This window comes from Nocardioides sp. CCNWLW239 (genome assembly GCF_037137035.1).
Classification (GTDB): domain Bacteria; phylum Actinomycetota; class Actinomycetes; order Propionibacteriales; family Nocardioidaceae; genus Nocardioides.
The window spans coordinates 163,270-185,370 of record NZ_JBBBNW010000003.1 but is presented as its reverse complement, the minus strand read 5'-3'; the positions used below and the strand labels follow the sequence as shown (position 1 = coordinate 185,370).

Annotated in this window: 24 protein-coding genes; 7 read left to right on the top strand and 17 right to left on the bottom strand. The window is 70.9% G+C overall.

All coding sequences use genetic code 11. The annotated features are described in order from the left end of the window. The first annotated feature begins 37 nt into the window (after positions 1–37). Positions 38–937, top strand: a complete 900-nt coding sequence (locus tag WBG06_RS12700; protein ID WP_336737136.1) for a LysR family transcriptional regulator — start codon at positions 38–40, stop codon at positions 935–937. A 2-nt stretch (positions 938–939) separates the two neighbouring features. Beyond that, positions 940–1,863, top strand: a complete 924-nt coding sequence (locus WBG06_RS12695; protein WP_336737135.1) for a serine hydrolase — start codon at positions 940–942, stop codon at positions 1,861–1,863. Positions 1,864–1,878: 15 nt separating this feature from the next. Here the strand turns inward: WBG06_RS12695 and WBG06_RS12690 are convergent, their stop codons facing one another. From WBG06_RS12690 to WBG06_RS12660, 7 genes are all read right to left on the bottom strand, one after another. Then, positions 1,879–2,853, bottom strand: a complete 975-nt coding sequence (locus WBG06_RS12690) for an MBL fold metallo-hydrolase (protein WP_336737134.1) — start codon at positions 2,851–2,853, stop codon at positions 1,879–1,881. Between the two features lie 124 nt (positions 2,854–2,977). After that, a complete protein-coding gene (locus WBG06_RS12685) occupies positions 2,978–3,505 on the bottom strand; it encodes a potassium channel family protein (protein WP_336737133.1) in 528 nt (175 codons plus the stop codon). 67 nt (positions 3,506–3,572) lie between these two features. Beyond that, positions 3,573–3,749, bottom strand: a complete 177-nt coding sequence (locus tag WBG06_RS12680; RefSeq protein ID WP_336737132.1) for a hypothetical protein — start codon at positions 3,747–3,749, stop codon at positions 3,573–3,575. Between the two features lie 133 nt (positions 3,750–3,882). Then, positions 3,883–5,220, bottom strand: coding sequence for an MFS transporter (locus WBG06_RS12675; protein ID WP_336737131.1), 1,338 nt, complete (start codon positions 5,218–5,220; stop codon positions 3,883–3,885). Positions 5,221–5,225: 5 nt separating this feature from the next. Beyond that, positions 5,226–7,115 carry an alkyl/aryl-sulfatase gene (locus WBG06_RS12670; protein WP_336737130.1) on the bottom strand — a complete coding sequence of 630 codons (1,890 nt, stop codon included), beginning with the start codon at positions 7,113–7,115 and terminating at the stop codon, positions 5,226–5,228. Positions 7,116–7,180: 65 nt separating this feature from the next. After that, a complete protein-coding gene (locus WBG06_RS12665; RefSeq protein WP_336737129.1) occupies positions 7,181–8,929 on the bottom strand; it encodes an aldehyde dehydrogenase family protein in 1,749 nt (582 codons plus the stop codon). A 5-nt stretch (positions 8,930–8,934) separates the two neighbouring features. Next, a complete protein-coding gene (locus WBG06_RS12660; RefSeq protein ID WP_336737128.1) occupies positions 8,935–10,548 on the bottom strand; it encodes a GMC family oxidoreductase in 1,614 nt (537 codons plus the stop codon). 178 nt (positions 10,549–10,726) lie between these two features. Between WBG06_RS12660 and WBG06_RS12655 the strand changes: the two genes are divergently transcribed. Then, positions 10,727–11,962: a PucR family transcriptional regulator gene (locus tag WBG06_RS12655; RefSeq protein WP_336737127.1), complete on the top strand. Its 1,236-nt coding sequence runs from the start codon at positions 10,727–10,729 to the stop codon at positions 11,960–11,962. 13 nt (positions 11,963–11,975) lie between these two features. On the opposite strand, the gene WBG06_RS12650 is transcribed toward WBG06_RS12655, so the two are convergent. The 3 genes from WBG06_RS12650 to WBG06_RS12640 are packed head-to-tail and all read right to left on the bottom strand — an operon-like array spanning position 11,976 to position 14,150. Next, positions 11,976–12,587 (bottom strand): flavodoxin family protein, encoded by a 612-nt coding sequence (locus tag WBG06_RS12650; RefSeq protein ID WP_336737126.1) that lies wholly within the window; start codon positions 12,585–12,587, stop codon positions 11,976–11,978. A 27-nt stretch (positions 12,588–12,614) separates the two neighbouring features. After that, a complete protein-coding gene (locus WBG06_RS12645) occupies positions 12,615–13,091 on the bottom strand; it encodes a hypothetical protein (RefSeq protein ID WP_336737125.1) in 477 nt (158 codons plus the stop codon). Between the two features lie 57 nt (positions 13,092–13,148). Next, positions 13,149–14,150: an NAD-dependent epimerase/dehydratase family protein gene (locus WBG06_RS12640; protein WP_336738052.1), complete on the bottom strand. Its 1,002-nt coding sequence runs from the start codon at positions 14,148–14,150 to the stop codon at positions 13,149–13,151. A 154-nt stretch (positions 14,151–14,304) separates the two neighbouring features. Here WBG06_RS12640 and WBG06_RS12635 point away from each other — a divergent pair, with 154 nt between their 5' ends. Continuing rightward, positions 14,305–15,483 carry an alcohol dehydrogenase catalytic domain-containing protein gene (locus WBG06_RS12635; protein ID WP_336737124.1) on the top strand — a complete coding sequence of 393 codons (1,179 nt, stop codon included), beginning with the start codon at positions 14,305–14,307 and terminating at the stop codon, positions 15,481–15,483. 16 nt (positions 15,484–15,499) lie between these two features. Here the strand turns inward: WBG06_RS12635 and WBG06_RS12630 are convergent, their stop codons facing one another. The 4 genes from WBG06_RS12630 to msrB all read right to left on the bottom strand — a co-directional run bounded on the left by WBG06_RS12630 (position 15,500) and on the right by msrB (position 17,506). Further along, positions 15,500–16,348: an SDR family oxidoreductase gene (locus WBG06_RS12630; protein ID WP_336737123.1), complete on the bottom strand. Its 849-nt coding sequence runs from the start codon at positions 16,346–16,348 to the stop codon at positions 15,500–15,502. Next, entirely contained in the window at positions 16,345–16,809 is a 465-nt protein-coding gene (locus tag WBG06_RS12625) for a peroxiredoxin (protein ID WP_336737122.1), read from the bottom strand. Before WBG06_RS12625 ends, WBG06_RS12630 begins: the two co-directional genes overlap by 4 nt. A gap of 89 nt (positions 16,810–16,898) precedes the next feature. Further along, positions 16,899–17,033, bottom strand: coding sequence for a hypothetical protein (locus WBG06_RS12620; protein WP_336737121.1), 135 nt, complete (start codon positions 17,031–17,033; stop codon positions 16,899–16,901). Then, entirely contained in the window at positions 17,030–17,506 is a 477-nt protein-coding gene (msrB, locus tag WBG06_RS12615) for a peptide-methionine (R)-S-oxide reductase MsrB (RefSeq protein ID WP_336737120.1), read from the bottom strand. Before msrB ends, WBG06_RS12620 begins: the two co-directional genes overlap by 4 nt. 145 nt (positions 17,507–17,651) lie before the next feature. Here msrB and WBG06_RS12610 point away from each other — a divergent pair, with 145 nt between their 5' ends. From WBG06_RS12610 to WBG06_RS12600, 3 genes are read left to right on the top strand one after another with little or no spacing between them, the layout of a single operon-like run. Further along, positions 17,652–18,134, top strand: coding sequence for an MOSC domain-containing protein (locus WBG06_RS12610; protein WP_336737119.1), 483 nt, complete (start codon positions 17,652–17,654; stop codon positions 18,132–18,134). Positions 18,135–18,158: 24 nt separating this feature from the next. Further along, on the top strand, positions 18,159–19,496 hold the full coding sequence (locus tag WBG06_RS12605) for an MFS transporter (protein ID WP_336737117.1): 1,338 nt from the start codon (positions 18,159–18,161) through the stop codon (positions 19,494–19,496). 12 nt (positions 19,497–19,508) lie between these two features. Beyond that, on the top strand, positions 19,509–20,972 hold the full coding sequence (locus WBG06_RS12600) for a pyridoxal phosphate-dependent decarboxylase family protein (protein WP_336737116.1): 1,464 nt from the start codon (positions 19,509–19,511) through the stop codon (positions 20,970–20,972). Here the strand turns inward: WBG06_RS12600 and WBG06_RS12595 are convergent. The 3 genes from WBG06_RS12595 to WBG06_RS12585 are packed head-to-tail and all read right to left on the bottom strand — an operon-like array spanning position 20,950 to position 22,048. After that, positions 20,950–21,249 (bottom strand): DUF3618 domain-containing protein, encoded by a 300-nt coding sequence (locus tag WBG06_RS12595; protein ID WP_336737114.1) that lies wholly within the window; start codon positions 21,247–21,249, stop codon positions 20,950–20,952. The genes WBG06_RS12600 and WBG06_RS12595 overlap by 23 nt on opposite strands. Beyond that, the gene (locus WBG06_RS12590; protein ID WP_336737112.1) at positions 21,246–21,677 is read right to left on the bottom strand and encodes a phage holin family protein; all 432 of its coding nucleotides are present in this window, start codon (positions 21,675–21,677) and stop codon (positions 21,246–21,248) included. Before WBG06_RS12590 ends, WBG06_RS12595 begins: the two co-directional genes overlap by 4 nt. Next, positions 21,674–22,048, bottom strand: a complete 375-nt coding sequence (locus WBG06_RS12585) for a hypothetical protein (RefSeq protein ID WP_336737110.1) — start codon at positions 22,046–22,048, stop codon at positions 21,674–21,676. Before WBG06_RS12585 ends, WBG06_RS12590 begins: the two co-directional genes overlap by 4 nt. Positions 22,049–22,101: the final 53 nt, after the last annotated feature.

The window sequence follows — 22,101 nt, the reverse complement described above, 5'->3', positions numbered from 1 at the left end:
CACTGCCGAGGTGGTCGGACGAGTGACCATCGGACCAGTGGACATCGAAGACACCTGCCGCGCGTTCCTTGCCGTCAGCGACGCCGGCGGATTCACCCTCGGGGCGGCCAAGATCGGCGTGCCACAACCCGTCGTGAGCCGGCGCATCGCTGCCTTCGAAGCGCGGATCGGCGGCCGAGTCTTCGACCGCTCCACCCAGAGCGCTGGCCTCACCCCGCTCGGACACCGACTGCTCCCGGCTGCCCGGCGAGTGGTCGAGGCCGTGGACGAGCTCGTCACCGCGGCAGAGCTGGCCGCCCCTCAGCGCTGGCGGCTGGCGGTTCCTGAAGACATCTCCGTCCTCCGCGGTGCTGCCCTGATCAGCGACGCAAAGGAGGAGGCGGTAGACCTCCGGCTCGTCATGGCAGGGCCCGAGCGGCGCGCCGAGCTGGTGCGTTCCGGGCTCGTCGATGGTGCCCTCGTGCTCGTCGCAGACCGCGACGACGCGTGGTGGCGAGCACCTCTGGGACTCGCATCGGCTGCCCCAGTCAACGTAGCGCGAATCTATCTCGACCAGCTTCGCCCGGGTCGTCTCGCCGCCGACCCGACCCGGCGGATCATCCTCTCGACGGAGGACGATCATGCGTACGTCGGTGACGTGCTCCGCCGCCACGCCGTGGCCTCCGGGGTGCGGCAGGACCACGTGCACGTCGCCACTCTCGTCTCCGCGCTCGCCGAGGTCACCTCCAGCCAGGACCTGCTGCTGTGCACCGAGCTGCAGGCCCGCGACCTGGCGCTGTCCTGGACCCCGATCGGCGGCATCCACATGAACCGGTGCTACACGCTCGAGATCCGCGCCCGCGCGACAGCGCACGAGCTGGACTGGCTGGGCTCCGGAACGGACTGGCTCCGGGCCGCGGTGGGGCACGCGCTCGGCTCTCCCAGAGCGGGTGCCTGACCGTGGCCGCCGGTCCCGGCTCCAGCCTCGCCGACGAAGCCGCGCGTGCCAGCGCCGAGCTCGAGTCGGCGGGCCTCTCGGTCAGCCTGCTCGTCCGCGACCTCGACCGCGACCTGGAGATCGGCATCCACCCCGACCGACAGCTCCCGGTCATGTCGCTGGCGAAGATCCCCATCGCGCTGGCGACGCTGGAACGCATCCGACTCGGCGAGCTCGACGGCTCCACGCCCATCACCGTGACGCCCGGCCGGCACGACGTTCCTGGACCACAAGGCATCAGCCGCTTCCTCCACCCGGCGGCGGTCGCGATCGACGACCTCGTCTATCTCTCTGTCTCGATCAGTGACAACCAGGCCTCGGATGCGCTGCTCGCCCTGACCCCGCCCGAACAGGTCGCCGAGATCGCGAAGCGCCTCGGGGTGCCGAGCATCCCGATCCGGCACGGGCTCGGTGGGCTGAGCAGCACCGTGATCGAGCAGCTGGAGGACCACCGTCCCGGCTTGGGGTATGCGATGGCAGCCCGTGCGTTCGGAGACAGCGCCGGAAGCCCGTTCGACGGGCTCGATGTCAATCACGCGACGAGCTCATCTGCCCGTGCGTTTGTGGATCTCGTGGCGGGGATCTGGACCGACGGGTCCGGAATCCATCCCGAGGTCTCCTCCCGGCTGCGGGCCCTGCTCTCTGCCAACGTCTACCGTCAGCGTCTCGCCCCGGAGTTCGACAGCGACCTCACGACCTGGTCGTCGAAGACCGGAACCGGGCTCAACCTTCGACACGAGGTCGGCGTGGCCGAGCATCATGACGGGACGCGGATCGCGGTCGCGGTCCTGTCCCACAGCCGGGTGGAGGCCGGTGTTCAGCCGGCTGCCGACATCACGCTCGGACGCGTGGTCCGCCGGCTCCATGATGCCCTGCGCGGAGCGTGAGATGCGTCCACCGCCCTACGTCCCGTCCGCGATACGCCCCCGGACCATCGCTTCCAGGACCGCCCAGAAGCGATCGGTGCGGGCACGCCCCAGGATGTAGGGATTCTCGCCGCTGTCGTCCATCGTCGCGAGCCGTTCGACGTTCGTGTGGTTGGTCAGCACCACATCGATCCCCTCCCTCCTGGCACGGCGGGCGGTCCGCTGGACGGATGCCAGGTAGGCACGTCTACCCTGCACGGACTGCGGCAGCCCCATCCCGCCCCAGAGGATCGCTCGATGCCGACGCCCGCGCCAGTGCACCGGAAATATCGGTGACACGGTGCCGCGGGTGTGGCCCGGTGTGATCGGAAGACGGATCGACGTCGTGCCCGATCGGATCGTCTGATCGTGGAGGATCTCGATGTCCCGCTCCGGTGCCGTCTCCGGCGACTTCGTGGCGGCCAGGTCCCAGTCGCTCCTGCTCATCAGCACCCGCGCGCCGTATCGGTCTGCGAAGAACTGAGCCCCACCGAAGTGATCCGCGTGACCGTGCGCCACGATGACGGAGCCGACCCGGGCGGGATCCATCCCGACCTCGCCGAGCCCGGCCGCGAGGACGCCCTCGGCCTCGGCCGGAGACTCCAGAGCGTCGATCAGCACCACTCCGGCCGACGTGGCCAGAGCGGTGGCCTGGACGAAGTCCGTGCCCACCACCGCGACATCGTCGAAGATGCGTACGGGCCGCGGATCGGGCGCCTCCGGCGGCATCCACCCCGCTCGCTGCGCGCGCACGACATCGAGCAGCACAGGATCGTCTCCCGCGAGATCGGCGGCGTAGGCGTAGTACGCCTGTGCGTCGCGTCGGCGAGGCGAGCTTCCCGCCGAGGAGGGCCGAGCTTCTGCCGGGCTCCGCGCGGCGCAGGCTCCGGCCAGCGGCAGGGTTGCGATCGCCAGGGCAGCGCGTCGGGACAACGTCCTGCTGGAGGTCGGTGTGGTCTGCTCATCGGTCATGGATCCGATGGTGGCGACGCGGGAGCGACCGATCCAATACATCTCCCGGTGCTCCCATACGGATTCGACATCGCCGCAGGTCAGAGGTCGCGACCACGAGCTCGCAGGCACCGACAGCGGTGCCTCAGCGCGGAACCTCGCCACCGGCGCTCTCGGTGCCGGAGGACCGGGTCATCGACTCGGCCTTCGAGCCCACCCGAGCACTGAGCAGGCGGACAGCGGCCGCGACGTACACCACGTCGAAGACCATCTGCACCAGGGCCAGCCCCCGCGCCGCCTGGCCCGCAGGATGGGCGTCGCCGTAGCCGATGGTCAGCATCGTCGCAGCGGAGAAGTAGAGGGCGTCGAGCCGGGTGCGGACGCCCTCCATCTGGCCGGGGCTGTGCAGCTGGAGGGCGTAGTAGGCCAGCGCGAACAGGACCAGGACGAGAACGATGGAGGCCACCAGACCGTCCACGTGCCGGTCGAGGTCACGGGCGTGCCGCACCAGCTGGCGGCCCAGGACGACCGCGAGCAGGCACACCGCCACGACGGATCCCCCCACCCGGAGCACCATTCCGCCTCGCGGGTCTGCCGAGACGGGCACCACGAAGTAGAACGCGACCAGGAGCACGACCACGCCGACGAGCAGACCCACCCTCTCCGATCTCATGCGGTCATGGTCACCTGCGGACCGGACCCGGTGGTCGCCCGAAACGGGCCAACCCTCCCGAACGAGATCATGGGCGCAGGCGCGCCCCGGCACGTCGGTGCCGGAGCGAGGCCGGGGTGACCACGTTGACCATCTCGGCGTCGCCACCGACCGGGTCGGTCGTCGAGCAGGCGTCGGCCGCAGCCGCCGCTGCGCGCACAGCCGTCCTGGCTTTCTTGCCCTTCTTCGCGTCCTTCTCCCTCATGGTCGGGTCACAGTTGGACTCCTCCGGCCCGACCACCACATCGATAGGGCATGCAACTGTCGTCGCTTGGTGACGACGTGACCACGAGCCCCCAGGGCGAGGGCCTGGGGGCTCGTGGACGAGGTGCCGGCGGTCAGTGGCCGGCGCCGGCTTTCTGTGCGACGCGGGCGGCATCGCGGACCGGGCGGGCGAAGAGCACCAGGCACGCCACGCCGACGATGAACAGCGCACCGGTGACGAGGAAGACCTGGTGGTAGCCGGTGGCGTCCCCGACGCCGTGGGCCTCGATCAGGCGTCCGGCCAGGGCGGGAGCGATGATCCCGGACAGGCCGGTCACGGCGGTCAAGGTCGAGAGGACGGCGGCCCGCTGGACCACCGGGGTGATCTCGGCCATCAGGGTCATCCCGACGCCGATCTGGACCGCGGCGAACGAGAAGGCCACGGTGACCAGCGCGAGCTGGGGCGCGGTGCCGGGCACCACGGGCAGGAGCAGCATGCACACCGCCGCGATCGTGATGCAGGTGGCGGAGACGCCGACCCGGGCGACCCGTGAGGAGCGTCCCCGCTGCATCATCCGGTCGGAGACGAAGCCCTGGAACGGGATCACGATCGCTCCCATCAGCCACGGCAGCACGATCAGCGTGCCGGCGGTGGCGGTGCCGAGCCCGAGCGGCTTGTTGAGGTAGAGCGGCACCCAGGCGACCAGGAGCGCGAGCGCCCAGTACGCCGCGAACCCGGCGATGAAGACGGCGATGCCGGTGCCGGACAGGAAGATCGTCCGGTACGGGGCGCGCGTGGCCGCCGCGACCAGAGCGTCGCCGGTCACGGCGACCTCAGGAGCGGGCGCGGCGTCGCTGCCCGGCGCCCGCGTGCGGCCGTCCTTGCCGACCACGGCCCAGACCACGGACCAGATCACGCCGAGCACCATCATCGTGAAGAACGCCGAGCGCCAGCCGTGGTTGTCGATGAGGTAGGACAGCAGCGGCGCCATCAGCACGACGCCAAGCGCGGCGCCGAGGTTGATCAGCGAGGTCGGCAGGTTGCGCCGGTGGTCGGAGAACCAGCGCTGCGCGGCGTTGACGGCCAGCGGGTTGGCGGGGCCTTCGGCGGCACCGAGCACGGTGCGGCTCACCAGCAGCGTGGCGACACTGGCGAAGAAGATCACCGGGAGCTGGGTCAGCGCCCAGATGATGCCCATGATCAGCAGGATCCGCTTGTTGGACCGCCGGTTCGCCAGGAAGCCGACGACGACCGCGGAGATGCTGAAGAGGGCGTAGAACGAGCTCGAGACGAGGCCGTACTGCGACGGCGACATGCCGAGGTCAGCCATCATCGGGTCGGCGGCCAGGCCGAGCACGGCCTTGTCGCCGAAGTTGATGAGCATGAAGACGACCAGCAGGCCGGTGATCACCCAGGCACGGGTGCCGGGCTTCTCGGTGGACCGGGGCAGGTCGTGGGTGAGGTCGGTCATGGCCATCACTCCGGAGTGACGATCGCGAAGCCCGGGTCAGGGGCGTCCAGGACGGAGACGAGCCGGGCGAGCACGCCGGGATCGCCGTCGATCTCGCCGCCGGCGGCGGCCAGGTCCTCGGGCGCGGCGGAGCCGCCGAGGAGCAGGCCGGCCAGCACCGCCGGCGCGGGGAGCCGCAGGTTCGCCTGCGCCCTGTCGGGCTGTGGGCGTGCGGAATGGGTGAGCACACCGTTGCGCAGGGTCAGCCGGTAGCGCTCACCGGTGCCGGTGAACTCCACGTCCAGCCGGAGGTGGTCGGACCAGCAGCGGGGGCCGTCGATCCGGATCGCGAGTGCGGCGAAGATCTGCTCGGCGCTGAGCGCCCGGATGATGTCCGCCCCCGCCGAGGAGAGCGGGGTGCCGAAGCTGCCGTGGCGCAGCTCGTGGGTCCCGGCCAGGTAGACGTTGCGCCACGGTCCGCTCTCGGCCAGGTAGCCGAGCTGCTCGAAGGTGTCGGCCTGGAGCTCACGGGCAGCCTCGTGGTCGGGCTCGGCGAAGATCACGTGGTCCAGCAGGGTGGTGGCCCAGCGGAAGTCGCCCTCCTCGTACGCGGCCCGGGCCTTGGCGACGACGACGTCGGCGCCGCCCATGTCACGGACGAACCGTCGGCCCTGCTCGACCGGCGGGTGCTGCCACAGGCGGGCGGGGTTGCCGTCGTACCAGCCCATGTAGCGCTGGTAGATCGCCTTCACGTTGTGGCTGACCGTGCCGTAGTAGCCCCGGTTGGCCCAGTTCTGCTCCAGCGCGGGCGGCATCGGGAAGTCCTCGGCGATCTCGGTGCCGGTGTAGCCCTGGTTGAGGCGGCGCAGCGTCTGGTCGTGCAGGTAGGCGTACATGTCCCGCTGCAGGGCCAGGTGCTCGCGGATCGCCTCGTTGCCGAACGTCGGCCAGTGGTGACCGCCGAAGGCGACCTCGGCCTCGCGGCCCCAGGTCTCGATGGTCTCGGTGAGGTAGCCCGCCCAGGCGTGGGCGTCGCGCACCAGCGCACCGCGCAGGGTGAGCAGGTTGTGCATCGCGTGGTTGGAGTTCTCCGCGATGCACAGCGCCTTGAGGTCAGGCAGGTAGAAGTGGAACTCCGAGGGGGCCTCCGAGTCCGGCGTCATCTGGAAGACGAGACGGACCCCGTCGACCACGTGCTCCTCACCGGTCTCCCCCACCAGCACCGTCGGCGGGATCAGCGAGACCTGCCCGGTCGAGTTGGTCTGGCCGATCCCGGCACCGACCTGGCCGCGGGGACCGCGCTCCAGCGCCGCACCGAACATGTACGCCGCGCGCCGGGCCATCGCCGTGCCCGCAAAGACGTTCTCGCCGACGGCGTGCTCGAGGAACCCGCTCGGCGCGATCACCGGGACGCCGGCCGCGACGTCCTCGTCGCTGACCACACCCCTGATCCCGCCGAAGTGGTCGATGTGGGAGTGGGTGAGGATCACACCGGTGACCGGCTTGTCGCCACAGTGCTCGCGGTAGAGCCGGAGCGCAGCGGCGGCACACTCGACCGAGACCAGCGGGTCGACCACGATGACGCCGCGCTCGCCCTCGATGAAGGTGATGTTGGCGATGTCGAGACCGCGCACCTGGTGGATGCCCGGACGCACCTCGTAGAGGCCCTGCCGGCTGACCTGCCGGCTGTGTCGCCACAGGCTCGGGTTGACCGTGTCGGGCGCCTCGCCCTCGAGGAAGGCGTAGGCGTCGACGTCCCACACCACGCGCCCGTCGGCAGCGGTGATCGGGCCACCGGTCCAGCGCGCGACCAGGCCGCGTTCGCTCGCCTCGTCGCTCTCGTGGAACGGCAGTGCCGCCAAGGTCTCCTTGTGCTGTCGACGTACGTGATCGGTGGCTTCTCGGGGACTCGTCATGGTGATCCTTTCGGTGTTCGGGTGGGGGACGGCACGACCGAGACGTACCGGACCGACAGCCAGGCTCAGCCTCGTAGCGCGGAGACGAAGATGCCGGGGAGCGCGGTGACCGACGGCGACGCGGCGAACCCGGTGAGGAGACGCCCGGTGGTGCCGGCGGTGCGGTTGTCGACGAACCACGGCGGCTTCGGCGAGATGGTGAGCTCGCCGTGGAGCAGGCCGCGCGGCGCGGTGCGGAACGGTCCCCGCACGACCGTCCGCTCGGTCCGGTCCAGGAGCAGGGCGTTGTGCACGACGCCGCGACCGCTCTGCACGTCCTCGAGGGGATGTCCCGGGAAGGCCCCCCAGGTGGCGTGCGCGGTCAGATAGCCCAGACCGGTCCACACGTTGACGCCGATGGTGCCGTAGCGCAACCGCGCGATCTGCTGCTCGACGACGTCGCCGAGCCCCTTCATCGTGGCCGGGTCGACGATCAGGTTGGCGCCCAGCGTGCCGTGCAGCCGCTCGTTGGCGGCGTCCACCGCGGCCCGCAGGAAGCTCTCGCCGCGGCCGGGGAGCTCGGCCACCCCGAGCACCGGGCCGAAGTACTCCTCGGTGAAGGCGGTCTCGTCGGCGTCGGAGAGGTCGAGACCCGTGATGAGCGTACGTTCCGGGGTGCCGCCGACCGCCTCGGCCGAGGCGTGGAGACCACGCGCGCCCGCCACCCTGGTCTCGCAGCCGGGGTACCAGGCCGGCCGGTGCGGTGCCGAGGCCAGCGCCCGGCGCAGGGCGGCGAGGAACTCGTCCTTCTGCTCCCAGTCGGAGCTGAGCACGACGACCTGCCCGGCGATGCAGTTGAAGCCGGAGTTGTGCAGCCGCATCGTGGCGACGTGCTGCGCCTGGTGCTCGATGTCGGCAGCCGTCCAGGTGCCGGGCACGATGATCACCGGCGCCACTCCGCCCAGCTCGCTGGTGATCGGCTTGCCGAGCAGCGGGGTGCCGGCCTGCTTCCGCACCGAGGCCTCCTCGGCGGGACCCCAGACGATCGCGTCGTGGGTGCGCTCGCTGCCGGTCATGTGCACGGCGGCGATCCCCGGGTGATGGGCCAGCGCAGAGCCGATCTCCACTCCCCCGGTGATGATCTCGACGACACCGAGCTCGAGATAGGGCGCGAAGACGGCCCTCAGCACCGGCTCCAGCTCCTCGGCGATGGGGTTGAGCTTGAGCACCGCGACCCGGTTCTCCGCGTAGAGCTGGTAGAGCACGTCCAGCGGAGCGATGGAGAAGATGTTGCCCGCGCCGAGGACGAGAGCGCTGCCGCGGGTGGCGGCGGGGTCACGCTGGGTGAGCCCGGCCTCCCGGCGTACGTCGTCCTTCGTCACTCCCGGCTGCATCCAGACCGAGGCGGAGTAGCCGTTGAGGAGGAGCCGGTCGTAGATCGAGTGCGGCAGCACGTCGATCGCGAGCTGGTCCGTGCCGACGGTGCGGGTGTGGAAGCCGGCCAGGACGTCGGTGCCCTGCTGGAGCCGGCGCAGCGTCTCGGCCAGCGCCGGTACGTAGGTGAGCACCGCCCAGGGGCCGCTGATCCACTCCTCGCCCTCCAGCGGCGAGCCGGCCGGGAGCTGCTTGATACGGCAGGCGGCCTCGACCCAGGCGGCGGCGTGCTCGTCGACGAGCCGGCCGAACCGTTCGAGGAGGGCGACGCGCTCGCCGAGCGGGGCCGCAGCCCAGGTCTTCTCGGCCGTCCCGAGCCTGGCCGCGATGGCGTCGGCCTCCACGGCGGGGCTGACGGTGGCGGCGGAGGCCGCCGCGGACTGTGCGTGCTGGTCGTTCATCTCGATCACCGTGCCGCGCGGATCAGGTCCGCGGCCTTCTCGCCGACCAGGACGGTGGGCGCGTGGGTGTTGCCGTGGGTGACGGTCGGGAAGACGGACGCGTCGGCGACCCGAAGGCCGGCGACACCGTGCACCCGCAGCTCCGGGTCGACGACGCCGTCCTCCGGCGAGCCGATGCGGGCCGTGCAGGAGGGGTGGTAGGTGTGCTCGACGGTGCGCCGGATCTCGGCCTCGAGCTCGTCGCGGCTCTGCACCGCGGGACCGGGGTGGATCTCGGTGCCGACCAGGTCGCGCACCGGCGACGTCGCCAGGATCTCGCGGACCTTCTCCACCGCGGCGACCATGGCGTCCATGTCGTCCTGCTCGGCGAAGTAGTTGAACGTGACCGCCACCTGGTCCTTCGGGTCCGCGCTGCGCAGGCGGACCTGCCCACGGCTCTTCGAGCCGACCAGCGAGCAGCCGATGCCGATCGCCGGCTTGTCGTGGGTGCCGAAACCGTGGTCCCAGAAGTAGCCGGGGGCGAAGATCAGCTGCATGTCAGGGGCGTCCAGGCCCTCGCGGGTGCGGAAGAACGCACCGCCCTCGCCGACGTTGGAGGTGAGGATGCCGCGGCGCGCCGCCAGATAGGACAGCAGCGCCTTCGGCGACTCGGCCTCGGCCAGGTTGCCCTTCGCCGTGGTCTCGACGTTGACCAGGTACATCGGGTGGTCCATGAGGTGGGCGCCGACGTTCGGGTTGTCCACGACCGTCTCGATGCCGTGCTCGGCGAGATGCTCGGCCGGCCCGATCCCGGAGAGCATCAGCAGCTGCGGCGTGTTCAGCGCTCCCGCGGAGAGCACGACCTCGCGGTTGCAGCTCAGCAGGACGGTGGCACCGTCGACCTCGGCCTCGATCCCGACCGCGCGACCATCGGCGATGACCACCTTGCGCACATGGGTGTCGGTCAGCACGGTCACGTTGGGGCGCTTGGCCGCCGGAGCGACGTAACCGTCGGCCGTCGTCCAGCGCGAGCCCCGCTTGTGGGTCACCTGGTAGAAGCCGGTGCCCTCCTGCTCGGCGCCGTTGAAGTCGTCGTTGCGTCGCAGACCGGTGGCCGCGGCGCCCTCGATGAGGCGCTGCACCACCGGGCTCGGCGAGCGCAGGTCCTGGATGTGCTGGGGGCCGCTGTCCCCGTGGAACTCGTCGGCGCCGCGCGAGTTGGTCTCGGCTCGCTTGAAGTACGGGAGCACCTCGTCGTAGGACCAGCCGGTCGCTCCGGCCTTGGCCCAGCCGTCGTAGTCGGCCCGGTTGCCGCGGATGTAGATCATCGCGTTCATGCCGCTGCACCCGCCGAGCATCTTCGCGCGCGGGTGGTAGATACGGCGGCCATCCAGGTGCGGCTCGGGCTCGGTGACCACGTTCCAGTCACGCTCGGTCTTGAACTGCTTCGAGAACGCCGCCGGGACCTGCACGCTCAGGTGCTTGTGCGATCCGCCGGCCTCGACGAGCAGCACCGACGTACGCGGGTCCTCGGACAGGCGCGCGGCCACGACCGCACCGGCGGATCCTGCCCCCACCACGATGTAGTCGTACGTCTTCTGGGCCGCGCGGGTGCCTCGCCCGGTCTTCGTGCTCGCCATCAGCCTGCCATCCCTTCCAAGGTGGTGGTCGTGTCCGGCCGACTGTGCCAGGGGTCACACCGACGGTTCTTGGCGTGAGCCGCCAGAGTTGAACCCGATCGTTGTACCGGGGAACAATTCCGAGTGGCGGGGCTCACATCCGGCTCCCCCACAGCCCCGACCGAACCCGCGGAGACACATGCCCCAGGACAACGCCGAGCTCGAAGCCTGGCTCGAGGAGTTCGCCCACGAGGCGCTCCGGCAGGAGGCGGTCGAACGGTTCGTCCGCTACGTCGACGAAGGCATCCTGGCCCAGTTGCCGCAGCTCGCCGCGGACCCGCTGCTGACCAAGGACCTCGACCAGAGCACCGACTCGCAGTGGCGGGCCTTCCTGGAGATGGTCGTCGCCGCCGACTACCGCCATCACCTCCCCGCCCAGGCCGGCAACCTCGCCCGCTCGCTCGCCCGTCGAGGCATGGATCTCGGCGTGCTGCTCAAGGTCTACCGGGCCGCGCACCAGCTGGTCTTCGCCTATCTCTCCGAGGTCACCCAGGAGCCGCCGCTGCCGCGGCCCGGCCGTGACGAGGCGCTGGTCTTCATCTGGAGCCGGGCGGGCCAGTGGATCGACGACACCGTCGAGCAGCTCATCGAGACCTTCTACGCCGAGCGTCAGCTGCTCGTCGAGGGCGCGCTGGCGCGGCGGGCATCGCTGATCGACGGCCTCCTGCAGGAGACGGTCAAGCCCACCGAGCAGGTCTCCGCCGACCTGCGACACCGGCTCGACCACTGGCAGACCGGGTTCGTCGTCTGGCAGACCAGCGGGGTGGTCCACGACCGCGACCTGGAGATGTTCGCGGGCGAGCTCGCCCGCCTGGTGGGCGCACCGGCTCCGCTGCTCCACGTCGCGGGACACCGGGACCGGTGGGGCTGGCTGGCCACCGCGACGCCTCCCGACCTCTCCGGCGCCCAGGAGCTGTCCGGACGGCTGACCGGGAGCGGCGTACGGATCAGCCTGGGCACGTCCCAGCGCGGCGCGGACGGGTTCCGGCGGTCACACCACGAGGCCCGCGCCGCCCACAAGGTCGCGACGGCCGGCGTGCTCGCTCCCCCGGTGGTCGACTACCACGAGGTGGAGCTGCTCTGCCTCGTCGACGGCAACCGCGACCTGGTGGAACGGATGGTGCTCCGTGAGGTGGGGCCGCTGTGCGGTGCGGACAAGAACCTCGCGCAGGTCAGGCAGACCACCCTCGCCTTCCTCACCCACCGCAACCTGGACGCGGTCGCGGAGGCTCTCTTCGTCCACAAGAACACCGTGCGCTATCGGCTCGGCAAGGCCGAGGAGCTCCTCGGCCACCCGCTGACCGAGCGGGCGGCGTACGTCGAGCTCGCGCTGCGTCACATCGCGATGTTCGGTCCTCCCCCGAACCCGCGGTGATCACCTCACCGCGTCACTCTGCGGCCGGGTAGGGAGAACTGCGGAGCAGGCCGGCCAGGTGGGTCAGATGGCGAGCCAGCGTCGTGGTCGTCCCCGCGGTCGCCTCCGGCGTCGGCGTCTTGTCCTTGTAGTCCACGCCCTGCATGGCTTCCCCGACCCAGTACGTCGAGGCGGCCGCGGGGATCGTGAAGCCGACGTCGCTGAGCGCCTGACAGAGCTCGGCGGTGACGTGGTGGGCGCCGTCCTCGTTGCCGACGACACCGATCCCGGCGACCTTGCCGTAGGTCAGCATCCGGCCCTGGTCGTCGGTCTCGGAGAGCTCGGCGTCGAGCCGCTCGAGCACCATCTTGCACACCGAGGAGGGCTGCCCCAGCCAGATCGGCGTGACCAGCACGAGCATGTCGGCGGCCAGCATCTGCTCGCGCAGTCGCGGCCACTCGTCCCCGTCGCCCTCGTCGGTGCTCACCCCGAAGCGGACGTCGTGGTCGACGACCCGGACCATCTCGCCCTTCACTCCGTTGTCCGCGAGCGCCGAGAGGATCTGGGACCCGAGCAACGCGGAGCTGGACTCGGCCGGCGTGCGCTTGAGGGTGCAGTTCAGGATCAGACAGCTCAGTGACGGCATGCCATCAGGTACCCGCGGACCCTGCCCTCATGCACCGATCAGCGTGCGCCCGACCCTCAGGTGGAGGGCCTCGAGGCGGGCCAGCTGGTCGTCGGCACGCCGGATGAGCTCCTCCAGCTGCTCCGGGTTCATCCGTACGTCGCCCGCCGCGAGCAGCAGCTGCCACCCTGCCCGCTTACCGGCCACGGCGTCGCGGAGGGCCTCGATCTCGAGGAGGTCGGACAGCGGCGAGCGTCGCACCAGCCGGCCGTTCGGCTTCAGCCGACCGACGAGCTCGGCGGCCCGGCCCGTCGTCGCGGCGACGCTCGACGGGTTCGCTCCGGTCGCCAGGATGATCTGCCGCAGGACCTCCCTGTCCTCGTCCACCTCGGTCGCCAGCTGTCGGACCGCCGAAGCCACCGCGGCGTCCGAGTGCGAGCGGCCCACCCGCTCGAACAGGGCGACGCCCGCGCTCGAGCCGGCCCAGTGATGTTGAAGGTAGGCGTGCAGGACCTCGTCGTTCATCGCTGTTCCTCTCCTCGGCTCTCCGGGGTCGCCCTGGTCATCAGCGGCCGTCAACGGTCAGGGACGCAGCGGCGGAAGGTCGCTGCCGGCCTTCTCCGGGATCCCGGAGATCACCGCCTCGAGCGCCTCCATGGCGGAGTGGTGAGGGTGCCAGCCGAGCTTGAGCTCGGCGCGGGCGGTCGACATCAGCGGCAGCTGCATGACCGCGGCCAGCAGGCTGCCGGGGACCGGCGCCAGCCGGGCGTGCCAGGCGGTGTCCAGGCTGCGGCGCAGGAGGTCCGGCGGGACCTCGACGGTCCGGGCGCCGAGCAGTTCGCCGAGCTCGTCGCGCCCGATCACGCCGGGACCGGCCAGATTGAACGCGCCCGACACGTCCGTGGTCACGGCGGCGGCCAGGGCACGGCCGACGTCACCGGCATGCACCGCCTGGAAACGCAGACCGGCCGGCACCGGCACCACCGGGATCCGGCGGCGGTCCACGAACGCCGGCCGGAGCAGGGGTCCGCCGAAGATGCGCCGCTGCTCGCTGGCCGCCGAGCGCTGGAAGACGAAGGCGGGCCGGACCCGGACCAGCCGGACCTCCGGATGGTCGCAGGCGAAGGCGTCCAGGGCACGTTCGACGTACGCCTTCTCCCGGCAGTACGCGGCAGGCGAGGCACCGTCGGTGTCCCAGCCCTCGTCGACCGGGTCGTCGTGGTACGCCGGTGAATAGGCCGCCACCGACGAGGCGCACACGAGCGCGGGGACTCCTGCCCGGGCCACCGCATCGAGAACCCGCCGCGTACCCACGACGTTCGTCGCCCAGGTCTCCTCGGGGCGGTGCGTCGGCTGGAACTTCCAGGCGAGGTGGACGACCGCGTCGGCGCCTTCCAGGACCGGCTCCAGGTTGCCCGTCGAGACGTCCGCCGTGCGCCACTCGACGGAGGCATGGACGTTGGTCCGCGGGCCGGTCGGTGCCCGTCGAGCGACGGCGACCACCCTGGCGGCACCGTCTGCGGTCAGCGCCCGGATCGCGGCGCTGCCGAGGTTTCCCGACGCACCGATGACGACGACCTTCATGTTGTCCACGACCCTCCACACGCTCCTGCGACCGATCTGGCCGCGGCATGGACCACCGGTACCCACATCGCGCGGATCGAGCACCCAGCTCCCCCGGCTCGAATCGCCGGATGGGGGTACCGCACAGGTGACCCGATCCCAAGGAGGAACATCCATGAAGGCGGTCACCTGGCAAGGCAGGCGCGACATCCGGGTGGAGGACGTCCCGGACCCGCGCATCATCGAGGACGACGACATCATCGTCGAGATCACCTCGACCGGGCTGTGCGGTTCCGACCTGCACCTCTACGAAGTGCTCACCGGCTTCATGACCCCCGGGGACGTGGTCGGACACGAACCGATGGGGGTCGTGACGGAGACCGGGCCCGGCGTGCGGGAGGTGAGCGTCGGCGACCGGGTGGTGGTGCCCTTCAACATCAGCTGCGGAACCTGCTGGATGTGCCGGCGCGACCTGCACTCGCAGTGCGAGACGACCCAGAACCGCGACCAGGGCACCGGTGCGAGCCTCTTCGGCTACAGCTCGCTCTACGGCCAGGTCCCGGGCGGCCAGGCGGAGTACCTGCGCGTCCCGTTCGGGAACGAGCTGCCGATCAAGGTCCCGCGCGGCCCGTCCGACGACCGGTTCCTGTTCCTCTCCGACGTCCTGCCGACCGCCTGGCAGGCCCTGCAGTACGCCGATCCCGACCCGGAGAGCACCGTACTGGTCCTCGGTGCCGGTCCCATCGGCGACATGGCGAGCCGCTTCGCGCTCGACGCCGGCCACCAGGTCATCAGCGTGGACCGCGAGCCCGAGCGTCTCGCCCGGGTGCGACAGCGCGGGGCCGAGACGATCGACCTCGGTTCCGGCGACGTCGCCGAGCAGGTGCGCGACCTGACCGACGGACGCGGGGCCGACGCCGTGATCGACGCGGTCGGCATGGAGGCCCACGGCTCACCGATCGTCGAGGGGATGACCAAGGTCGTGTCGATGATGCCCGGAGCCGCCGGCCGAGCGGTGATGCAGACGGCCGGCGTCGACCGGATGGCCGCGCTGCACACCGCCTTCGATGCCGTACGCCGCGGCGGCACCATCTCCATCGCCGGCGTCTACGGCGGTGCGATGGACCCGTTCCCGATGATGCAGCTGTTCGACAAGCAGGTCGGCATCCGCATGGGCCAGGCCAACGTACGCGCCTGGACCGACGACCTGATGCCCTTCCTCCAGAGCGACGAGGACCCGCTGGGTGTGGAATCCTTCGCCACTCATCACCTCCCCCTCAGCGAGGCGCCGGAGGCCTACAAGTCCTTCCAGGCCAAGTCCGACGGGATGGTGAAGGTCGTCTTCAAGCCCTGAGCAGGCCCGAACAGGCCTACTCGCCGGCGGCGAGGTGATCGCGAAGGCTCAGGGGCTCACGCCCGGTGAGGCCGGCTACGGCGCCGCTGACTCCGTCGAGCTGTCCAGCGGCGATTGCCGTGTAGGTGGAGACCCAGGCGTCGTACTGCCAGTCAGGAGCCTCCCAACGGCGACGCGACGCGTAGGCCTCCTCGATCGTCTCGTCGTGATAGCGCACCTCACGCCCGAGGTGCTCGGTGAGAATGTCCGCCACCTCGCCCATCGTGAGCGCCTCGGGTCCGGTGAGGTCGTAGGTGACCCCCCGGTGATCCTGCGGCATCGTGAGCACCTCCACGGCGGAACGTGCCACGTCAGCCCGCGCAACCGCCGCGAAGCGCCCCTCGCCGGCCGGGCCCCTGATGACCCCATCCTCACCGACCAAGGAGGGGAGGAAATCGAGATAGAAGTTGTCGCGCAGCAGGGTGTAGCCCATCCCGCTCGCCTTGATCCGCTCCTCGGTCGCGAAGTGGTCGCGCGCGAGCGTGAAGACGGCATCCGGCGCGGCACCGAAGAAGGAGGTGTAGACGATGTGCTCCACCCCCGCCGCCGCGGCAGCGTCGACGAAGGTGAGGTGCTGCTCCAGACGGTCCGCCGACTCGGCGGCCGAGACCATGAGCACGGTCTGAACGCCGTCGAGAGCTCTCACCGCGGCCTCCCGGTCGCTGTAGGTGACCGAGAACGCTTCGGCTCCGGGGATCTCCGGTGCCCTCGCGGTGTCACGTACGAGAAGACGGAGTGCGGCGTCAGAGCCGCCCAGCGCACGGGCGACGGCGCCGCCGACGAAGCCGGTGGCGCCGGTGACGGCGACGGCCGGTCGGGTTGTCATGCCACGCCCCTGAGCGCGGCGAGGGCCTCGTCGGCGTGGATCTCCGCCTTGAGCATCCCCTCGACGACCGCCTTGATCCGGCCGTCGGCCCCGATGGCGAAGGTCGTACGCTGCAGCGGCCCGAGCTTGCCGAGGATGCTGGGCTTCACGCCGTAGAGGGCGGCGACGGAACCGGCGGGGTCGGAGAGCACCGGATAGTCCAGGTCGTGGTGGGCGGCGAAGCCGGCCTGCTTCTCGACCGAGTCCTTGCTGATCCCGAGCCGCTGGGCGCCGAGCGCCTCGAACTCGGCGGCGAGATCACGGAAGTGGCAGGCCTCCTTCGTGCACACCGGCGTCTCGGCGGCCGGGTAGAAGAAGAGCACCACGGGGCCCTTCTCGACCAGTGACGAGAGGGTGACGGACGTACCGTCCTGGGCAGGGAGCGTGAAGTCGGGCGCGACGGCACCGGTCTCGAGCGGCATGACGCCAACCTACTCGCGGCGCCGCTCGACCGCCCGACGAACCGGGTCACGGTCCCTGCCGGGACCGTGACCCGTCGTCCACCCAGCGGTCAGACGCCGACGTCGTTGCCGGGCCGGCGGCGGATGAGGTCCTCCATGCCCCAGAAGCATCCCCCGGCCAGGACAGCCGTCTCCAGGCCCGGCGTGCGTGTGACCTGGCCGTTGTCGTGAGTCTCGGTGTTCATCGCTGTCCCTCCTCGGCGTCGGTGGTGCTGGTGTCGAACAGCGACAGGTAGTCGCCGTAGCCCTCGGCCGCGAGCCGGTCGACGGGGATGAAGCGCAGCGCGGCGGAGTTCATGCAGTAGCGCTGGCCACCGGCCTCGCGGGGTCCGTCGTCGAAGACGTGGCCGAGATGACTGTCCGCCACGGCGGACCTGGCCTCCGTCCGGATCATGCGGTGCGACCTGTCGACCTCGGTCCGGACAGCCTCCGGCGCGAGCGGCTTGGTGAAGCTCGGCCATCCCGTGCCGCTGTCGTACTTGTCGGTCGACGAGAACAGAGGCTCCCCGGAGACCACGTCCACGTAGATGCCGGCCTCGTGGTTGTCCCAGTAGGCGTTCTGGAACGGCGGCTCGGTGCCGTCCTCTTGGGTGACTCGGAACTGGATCTGGCTCAGACGGGCCAGCGCCTCAGGAGTCTTGCTGTAGCCGTTGGACATGCTTCCCCCTTCACTGACGCCCCTGGCTGGGACGTCACTGTCACCAACGCCCGGCTAGCACCGGATGGTCCCGCTCGTCCCTTCACACAGCGTGATCTGCCACACGTCCGCAGCGGCGTTGCCGGGCCCCGCTACCGTTGCCATCGTGAACGTGCCGGTAGTGAGCGCACTCCACGTCGCCCCTGGGCGGCGGCTGCCGACCCGGTCCGTCGAGAGCGTCGAGATCGTCCAGGCCCGGGGCATCGTCGGAGACCGCTACGAGGGGGCCAAGCACCGGCAGGTCAGCATCCAGAGTCTCGAGGCCATCCGCGAGGCCGAGGCCGACTTCGGTGCACCGATCGACCCGGGGTCGACGCGCCGCAACATCACCATCTCGCACGGTGCGGTCCCGACGGAGCCCGGGGCGCTGATCCGGATCGGGACCGCGGTCCTGGAGGTGGTGCGCGTCGCGGCGCCGTGCAAGCTGTTGGACGACGCCATCGGACCCAACGCCCAGCACGCGCTGCGCCGACGCGCCGGATCGATCTGCCGGGTCCTCGAGTCCGGCGTCGTCTCCACCGGTGACGAGGTCCACCTCCCTGAGCTCGTCGGAGACGACCGCAAAATCGGCCCTCCTCGGACCAGGTGACGCGCGTCACGGCACTATTGCGCCATGCACACCGCCCCGACCCTGCCGCTCGGCGTACGTCTCGGCTATGGATCCGGGTCCGTGGCGACCGGTACGTTCGGCACGATCCCGGGGCTGATGCTGCTCCCCTACCTGACCGACACGCTCGGGATCGCGGCGCTGGCAGCGGGGTTCATCGTGTTCGCGCCGAAGGCGTGGGACGTCGTGCTGAACCCGATCGCGGGCCGGATCAGCGACCGGACGGTGGACCCGAGAGGGCCACGGCGGCCCTGGTTGCGGCGGGCCGGGATCGCGCTGGCGGTGACGTTCGCGCTGCTGTTCGCGGCGCCGTCGATGGCGACCGGGCTCGAGGCGCTGTGGGTGCTGGTCCTGTTCCTGGGCTGCGCGACGGCGTACGCGTTCTTCCAGGTGCCCTACGTCGCGATGCCCGCCGAGCTGACCGACTCCTATGACGAACGCACCCGGTTGATGACGTGGCGGGTCGCGATCCTGGCACTCACCATCCTGCTCGCGGGCGCCTCCGCGCCGATGATCCGGGACGCCGTCGGCGGCCGCGACGGATATCGGGTCATGGGCGTGCTGATGGCGGTGCTCATCCTGGTCGGCGTGTTCAGTGCGTACGTCGGCACGCGGCGCGCGCCGGTGCGCACCGTCCAGCCGGGCGCGGGCAGCCTGCGCGACCAGCTCCGCATCGTGGCGGCGGCGCCCGACTTCCGCCGGCTGCTCGTCACCTTCGTGATCCAGGCCGTCGCCTTCGGCGCGATGCTGGCCGGCGTCGACTACCTGGCCGCCGACGTCCTCGGCCGGACCGGTGCGTCGACCATCCTGTTCGTCTGCTTCGTCGGTCCGGCGCTGCTGCTCACTCCCGCCTGGGCGGCGCTGGGCACCAGGATCGGCAAGAAGAACGGGTACGTCGCCGCCTCGGTCGTCATCGTCGCCGGCGCCCTGCTCGCCTCGACCGCGCAGTCGGCGCCGGTGGCGCTCGTCTATGCCGCGGTGGTGCTGGTCGGGGTCGGGTACGCCGGGTGCCAGGTCTTCCCGATGGCGATGCTCCCCGACGCGGCCGCCGTCGACGCCCGGCGCAGCGGATCGAGCCGGATCGGCGTCTACACCGGCGTCTGGACCGCCGGCGAGACCCTCGGGCTGGCGCTTGGACCCGGCGTCTTCGCCGCGGTGCTCGCGCTGGGCGGCTACCGCTCCTCGACCGGGAGCGACGTCGCCCAGCCCGACTCGGCGCTGACCGCGATCACCCTCGGTTTCTCGGTGCTGCCGGCATGCCTGGCCCTCCTCAGCCTGCTGTGGCTGCGGCGCTACTCCCTCACCGCCGATGACGTGGACGGCGACCCAGTAGGACCCAGATAGGACATTCACCCCATGACCGACGCCCTCACCCAGCTCCGCTCGATGCAGTCCGCCGACCTCCCCGTGCACGGCGGCCGCACGCTCGCCTACGTCTACGACTCCGGCCTGCCCGAGATCGACCGGATCGGCCGCGGGGCGGTGGCCGCCTACGCCGGCTCCAACGGCCTGGACCCCACCGCCTTCCCCAGCCTGCTGCGGATGGAGACCGAGGTCGTCGGCATGGCCGCCGACCTCCTCGACGCACCCGAGACCGTGGTCGGCACCGTCACCTCCGGTGGCACGGAGTCGGTGCTGCTCGCGGTGCAGGCCGCGCGCGACGCGCACCCTGAGATCGACCGGCCGCGGATGGTGCTGCCGACCACTGCCCATTCCGCCTTCCACAAGGCCGCGCACTATTTCGGGGTCGAGCCGGTCATGGTCCCGGTCGGCCCGGACTTCCGGGCGGACCCGGCCGCGATGGCCGCGGCGATCGACGAGCGGACCGTCCTGGTCGTGGCCTCGGCGCCGTCCTACGCCCATGGCGTGGTCGACCCGGTCACCGAGATCGCCGCGGCGGCGGCCGCCCACGGGATCAGGTGTCACGTCGACGCCTGCATCGGCGGCTGGGTGCTGCCCTACGCGTCCCGGCTCGGGCGCGACGTACCGGCCTGGACGTTCGCGGTCGACGGCGTCACATCGATCTCGCTCGACCTGCACAAGTACGCCTACGCCCCGAAGGGCACCTCGGTGCTGCTGCACCGGACCCCGCAGCTGCGGCGACCGCAGTTCTTCGCCTCGGCCGCATGGCCGGGCTACACGATGCTCAACTCGACGATGCAGTCGACGAAGTCGGGCGGGCCCCTCGCGGGTGCCTGGGCGGTGATGCGCTCGCTGGGCGACGACGGCTACGAACGACTCGCCCGTGACGTCTTCGAGGCGGTCGACCGCATCCGCGCCGGCATCGAGAAGATGCCCGAGCTCACCGAGGTCAGCTCCCCCGACTCCACACTGATCGCCCTCGGCACCGATGCGAGCTGCGACCCGTTCACGGTCTGTGACGAGATGGCTGCCCGCGGCTGGTACGTCCAGCCGCAGATGTCCTACGCCGGCGCGCCGGCCACCATCCACCTGTCGGTGAGCGCGGCGACGCTCCCCCACGTACCGGAGTTCCTCGACGCTCTGGCCGAAGCGGTCGCGGCGGCCGTGGCAGCGGGTCCGGTCGCCGTCGATCCCGGGGTGGCGGCGTTCATCGCCGATCTCGACCCGCTCGCCCTCACCGACGAGGACTTCGACGGCCTGCTGCTCGCCGCCGGCCTCATCGGTGCCGGCAGCGAACCGGGCGATCCTTCGACAAGCTCAGGACACAGCCTCGCGCTACCGCAGCGGATGGCCGAGGTCAACGCGATGCTCGACCTGGCCTCCGCCGCGATGCGCGAGGCGCTGCTCGTGGCCTTCCTGGACCGGTTGACCCGACCTAGTCGGGCTCACCGCGGCTGAGCCGGCGCTTCCGTCGGGCCAGCATCAGGATCACGCCGAGCATGACTCCGGCGACGATGCCGCCTCGGATCTGTACGTCCCGAGACCTGGCCGCGACCTGCGCTTGCTCCTTGACCTCGTGGGCCTTCTGCTTCCCGCGGGTCTTCACGTCCAGCCGGGCGGCGAGCTCGTCGAGGGTGTCGGAGAGCTCGTGCCGGGTGTGGGCCAGGTCGGCCTCGACGGCGGCGATGCTGGTGTCTTCGCCGGCCTCGACGGGCCGGGTCGAGTTGTGCGTCATGGTGTCGTCCTCCCCGCGATGCGGTCCTCGGGCCGGCGGTGGTGCTTGACGGCCTCCAGATCACGCTTGAGGTTCTCGGTGGCACGCTCGGGCTTCATCGGGGTTCCCTCGGAGACCTGCTTCTTCCCGACCAGGGCGATGATTCCGGCCACTGCCAGGAGCACCACCCCGACCAGCAGCGCGGCCAGCCAGGCGTCCATGACCAGGGCCAGCGCCAGGATCGCGGTGGCGATCAGGACACCGAGGCCGTACAGCGCCACCAGGCCGGCGGCACCGAAGGCCCCCGCGCCCTTACCGGTGTGCTTGGCCTTCTCGGTCAGCTCCAGGCGAGCGAGCTCGACCTCACCGCGCACGAGGTGGGACATCTCCTCGGAGAGCCGGGAGACCAGCTCGCCCATGGAGGCGTCGTTCTGGTGGATCGCGGTCACGACTCCCACCCCCGCGGCATGTCGGTCACCGGGTCCCCGGCAGTCCCGGGGCGGGTGGCGTCGGGCGTGGTCTGGCGGGACGGCGTCGAGGTCGTCGAGGACGATGTCGACGGCGTCGTAGCGGATGTCGTGGACGTGCTGGACGTCGTGGACGTGGTGTGGCCAGGCATCTTGTCCTGGACGGCGTGCTTGGCCGTGTCCGCCTTCTCCTCGGCTACGACTCGGGCCTGGTGTGCCTTCTCCTGGACCCGCGGGTCGTGCCAGAGACCCTGGGCCTTGGCGACGATGGCGTCGTACCGCTCACGCCCAGCTCGGGCGCCGAGCAGGTAACCGATGCCGAAAGCAGTCAACAACGCTGGTTTCTTGAACATGGTCGTTCCTCCTCATCGTTGTACACCCGGCCGGTACCCACACGACGCAGGAT

Bases quoted from the DNA above. Each gene is read 5' to 3' on its own strand.
- WBG06_RS12690 (WP_336737134.1), bottom strand. From the start codon at position 2,853: ATGACCGATGAGCAGACCACACCGACCTCCAGCAGGACGTTGTCCCGA.
- WBG06_RS12685 (WP_336737133.1), bottom strand. From the start codon at position 3,505: ATGAGATCGGAGAGGGTGGGTCTGCTCGTCGGCGTGGTCGTGCTCCTG.
- WBG06_RS12680 (WP_336737132.1), bottom strand. From the start codon at position 3,749: ATGAGGGAGAAGGACGCGAAGAAGGGCAAGAAAGCCAGGACGGCTGTG.
- WBG06_RS12675 (WP_336737131.1), bottom strand. From the start codon at position 5,220: ATGACCGACCTCACCCACGACCTGCCCCGGTCCACCGAGAAGCCCGGC.
- WBG06_RS12670 (WP_336737130.1), bottom strand. From the start codon at position 7,115: ATGACGAGTCCCCGAGAAGCCACCGATCACGTACGTCGACAGCACAAG.
- WBG06_RS12665 (WP_336737129.1), bottom strand. From the start codon at position 8,929: ATGAACGACCAGCACGCACAGTCCGCGGCGGCCTCCGCCGCCACCGTC.
- WBG06_RS12660 (WP_336737128.1), bottom strand. From the start codon at position 10,548: ATGGCGAGCACGAAGACCGGGCGAGGCACCCGCGCGGCCCAGAAGACG.
- WBG06_RS12655 (WP_336737127.1), top strand. From the start codon at position 10,727: ATGCCCCAGGACAACGCCGAGCTCGAAGCCTGGCTCGAGGAGTTCGCC.
- WBG06_RS12650 (WP_336737126.1), bottom strand. From the start codon at position 12,587: ATGCCGTCACTGAGCTGTCTGATCCTGAACTGCACCCTCAAGCGCACG.
- WBG06_RS12645 (WP_336737125.1), bottom strand. From the start codon at position 13,091: ATGAACGACGAGGTCCTGCACGCCTACCTTCAACATCACTGGGCCGGC.
- WBG06_RS12640 (WP_336738052.1), bottom strand. From the start codon at position 14,150: ATGAAGGTCGTCGTCATCGGTGCGTCGGGAAACCTCGGCAGCGCCGCG.
- WBG06_RS12635 (WP_336737124.1), top strand. From the start codon at position 14,305: ATGAAGGCGGTCACCTGGCAAGGCAGGCGCGACATCCGGGTGGAGGAC.
- WBG06_RS12630 (WP_336737123.1), bottom strand. From the start codon at position 16,348: ATGACAACCCGACCGGCCGTCGCCGTCACCGGCGCCACCGGCTTCGTC.
- WBG06_RS12625 (WP_336737122.1), bottom strand. From the start codon at position 16,809: ATGCCGCTCGAGACCGGTGCCGTCGCGCCCGACTTCACGCTCCCTGCC.
- WBG06_RS12620 (WP_336737121.1), bottom strand. From the start codon at position 17,033: ATGAACACCGAGACTCACGACAACGGCCAGGTCACACGCACGCCGGGC.
- msrB (WP_336737120.1), bottom strand. From the start codon at position 17,506: ATGTCCAACGGCTACAGCAAGACTCCTGAGGCGCTGGCCCGTCTGAGC.
- WBG06_RS12605 (WP_336737117.1), top strand. From the start codon at position 18,159: ATGCACACCGCCCCGACCCTGCCGCTCGGCGTACGTCTCGGCTATGGA.
- WBG06_RS12600 (WP_336737116.1), top strand. From the start codon at position 19,509: ATGACCGACGCCCTCACCCAGCTCCGCTCGATGCAGTCCGCCGACCTC.
- WBG06_RS12595 (WP_336737114.1), bottom strand. From the start codon at position 21,249: ATGACGCACAACTCGACCCGGCCCGTCGAGGCCGGCGAAGACACCAGC.
- WBG06_RS12585 (WP_336737110.1), bottom strand. From the start codon at position 22,048: ATGTTCAAGAAACCAGCGTTGTTGACTGCTTTCGGCATCGGTTACCTG.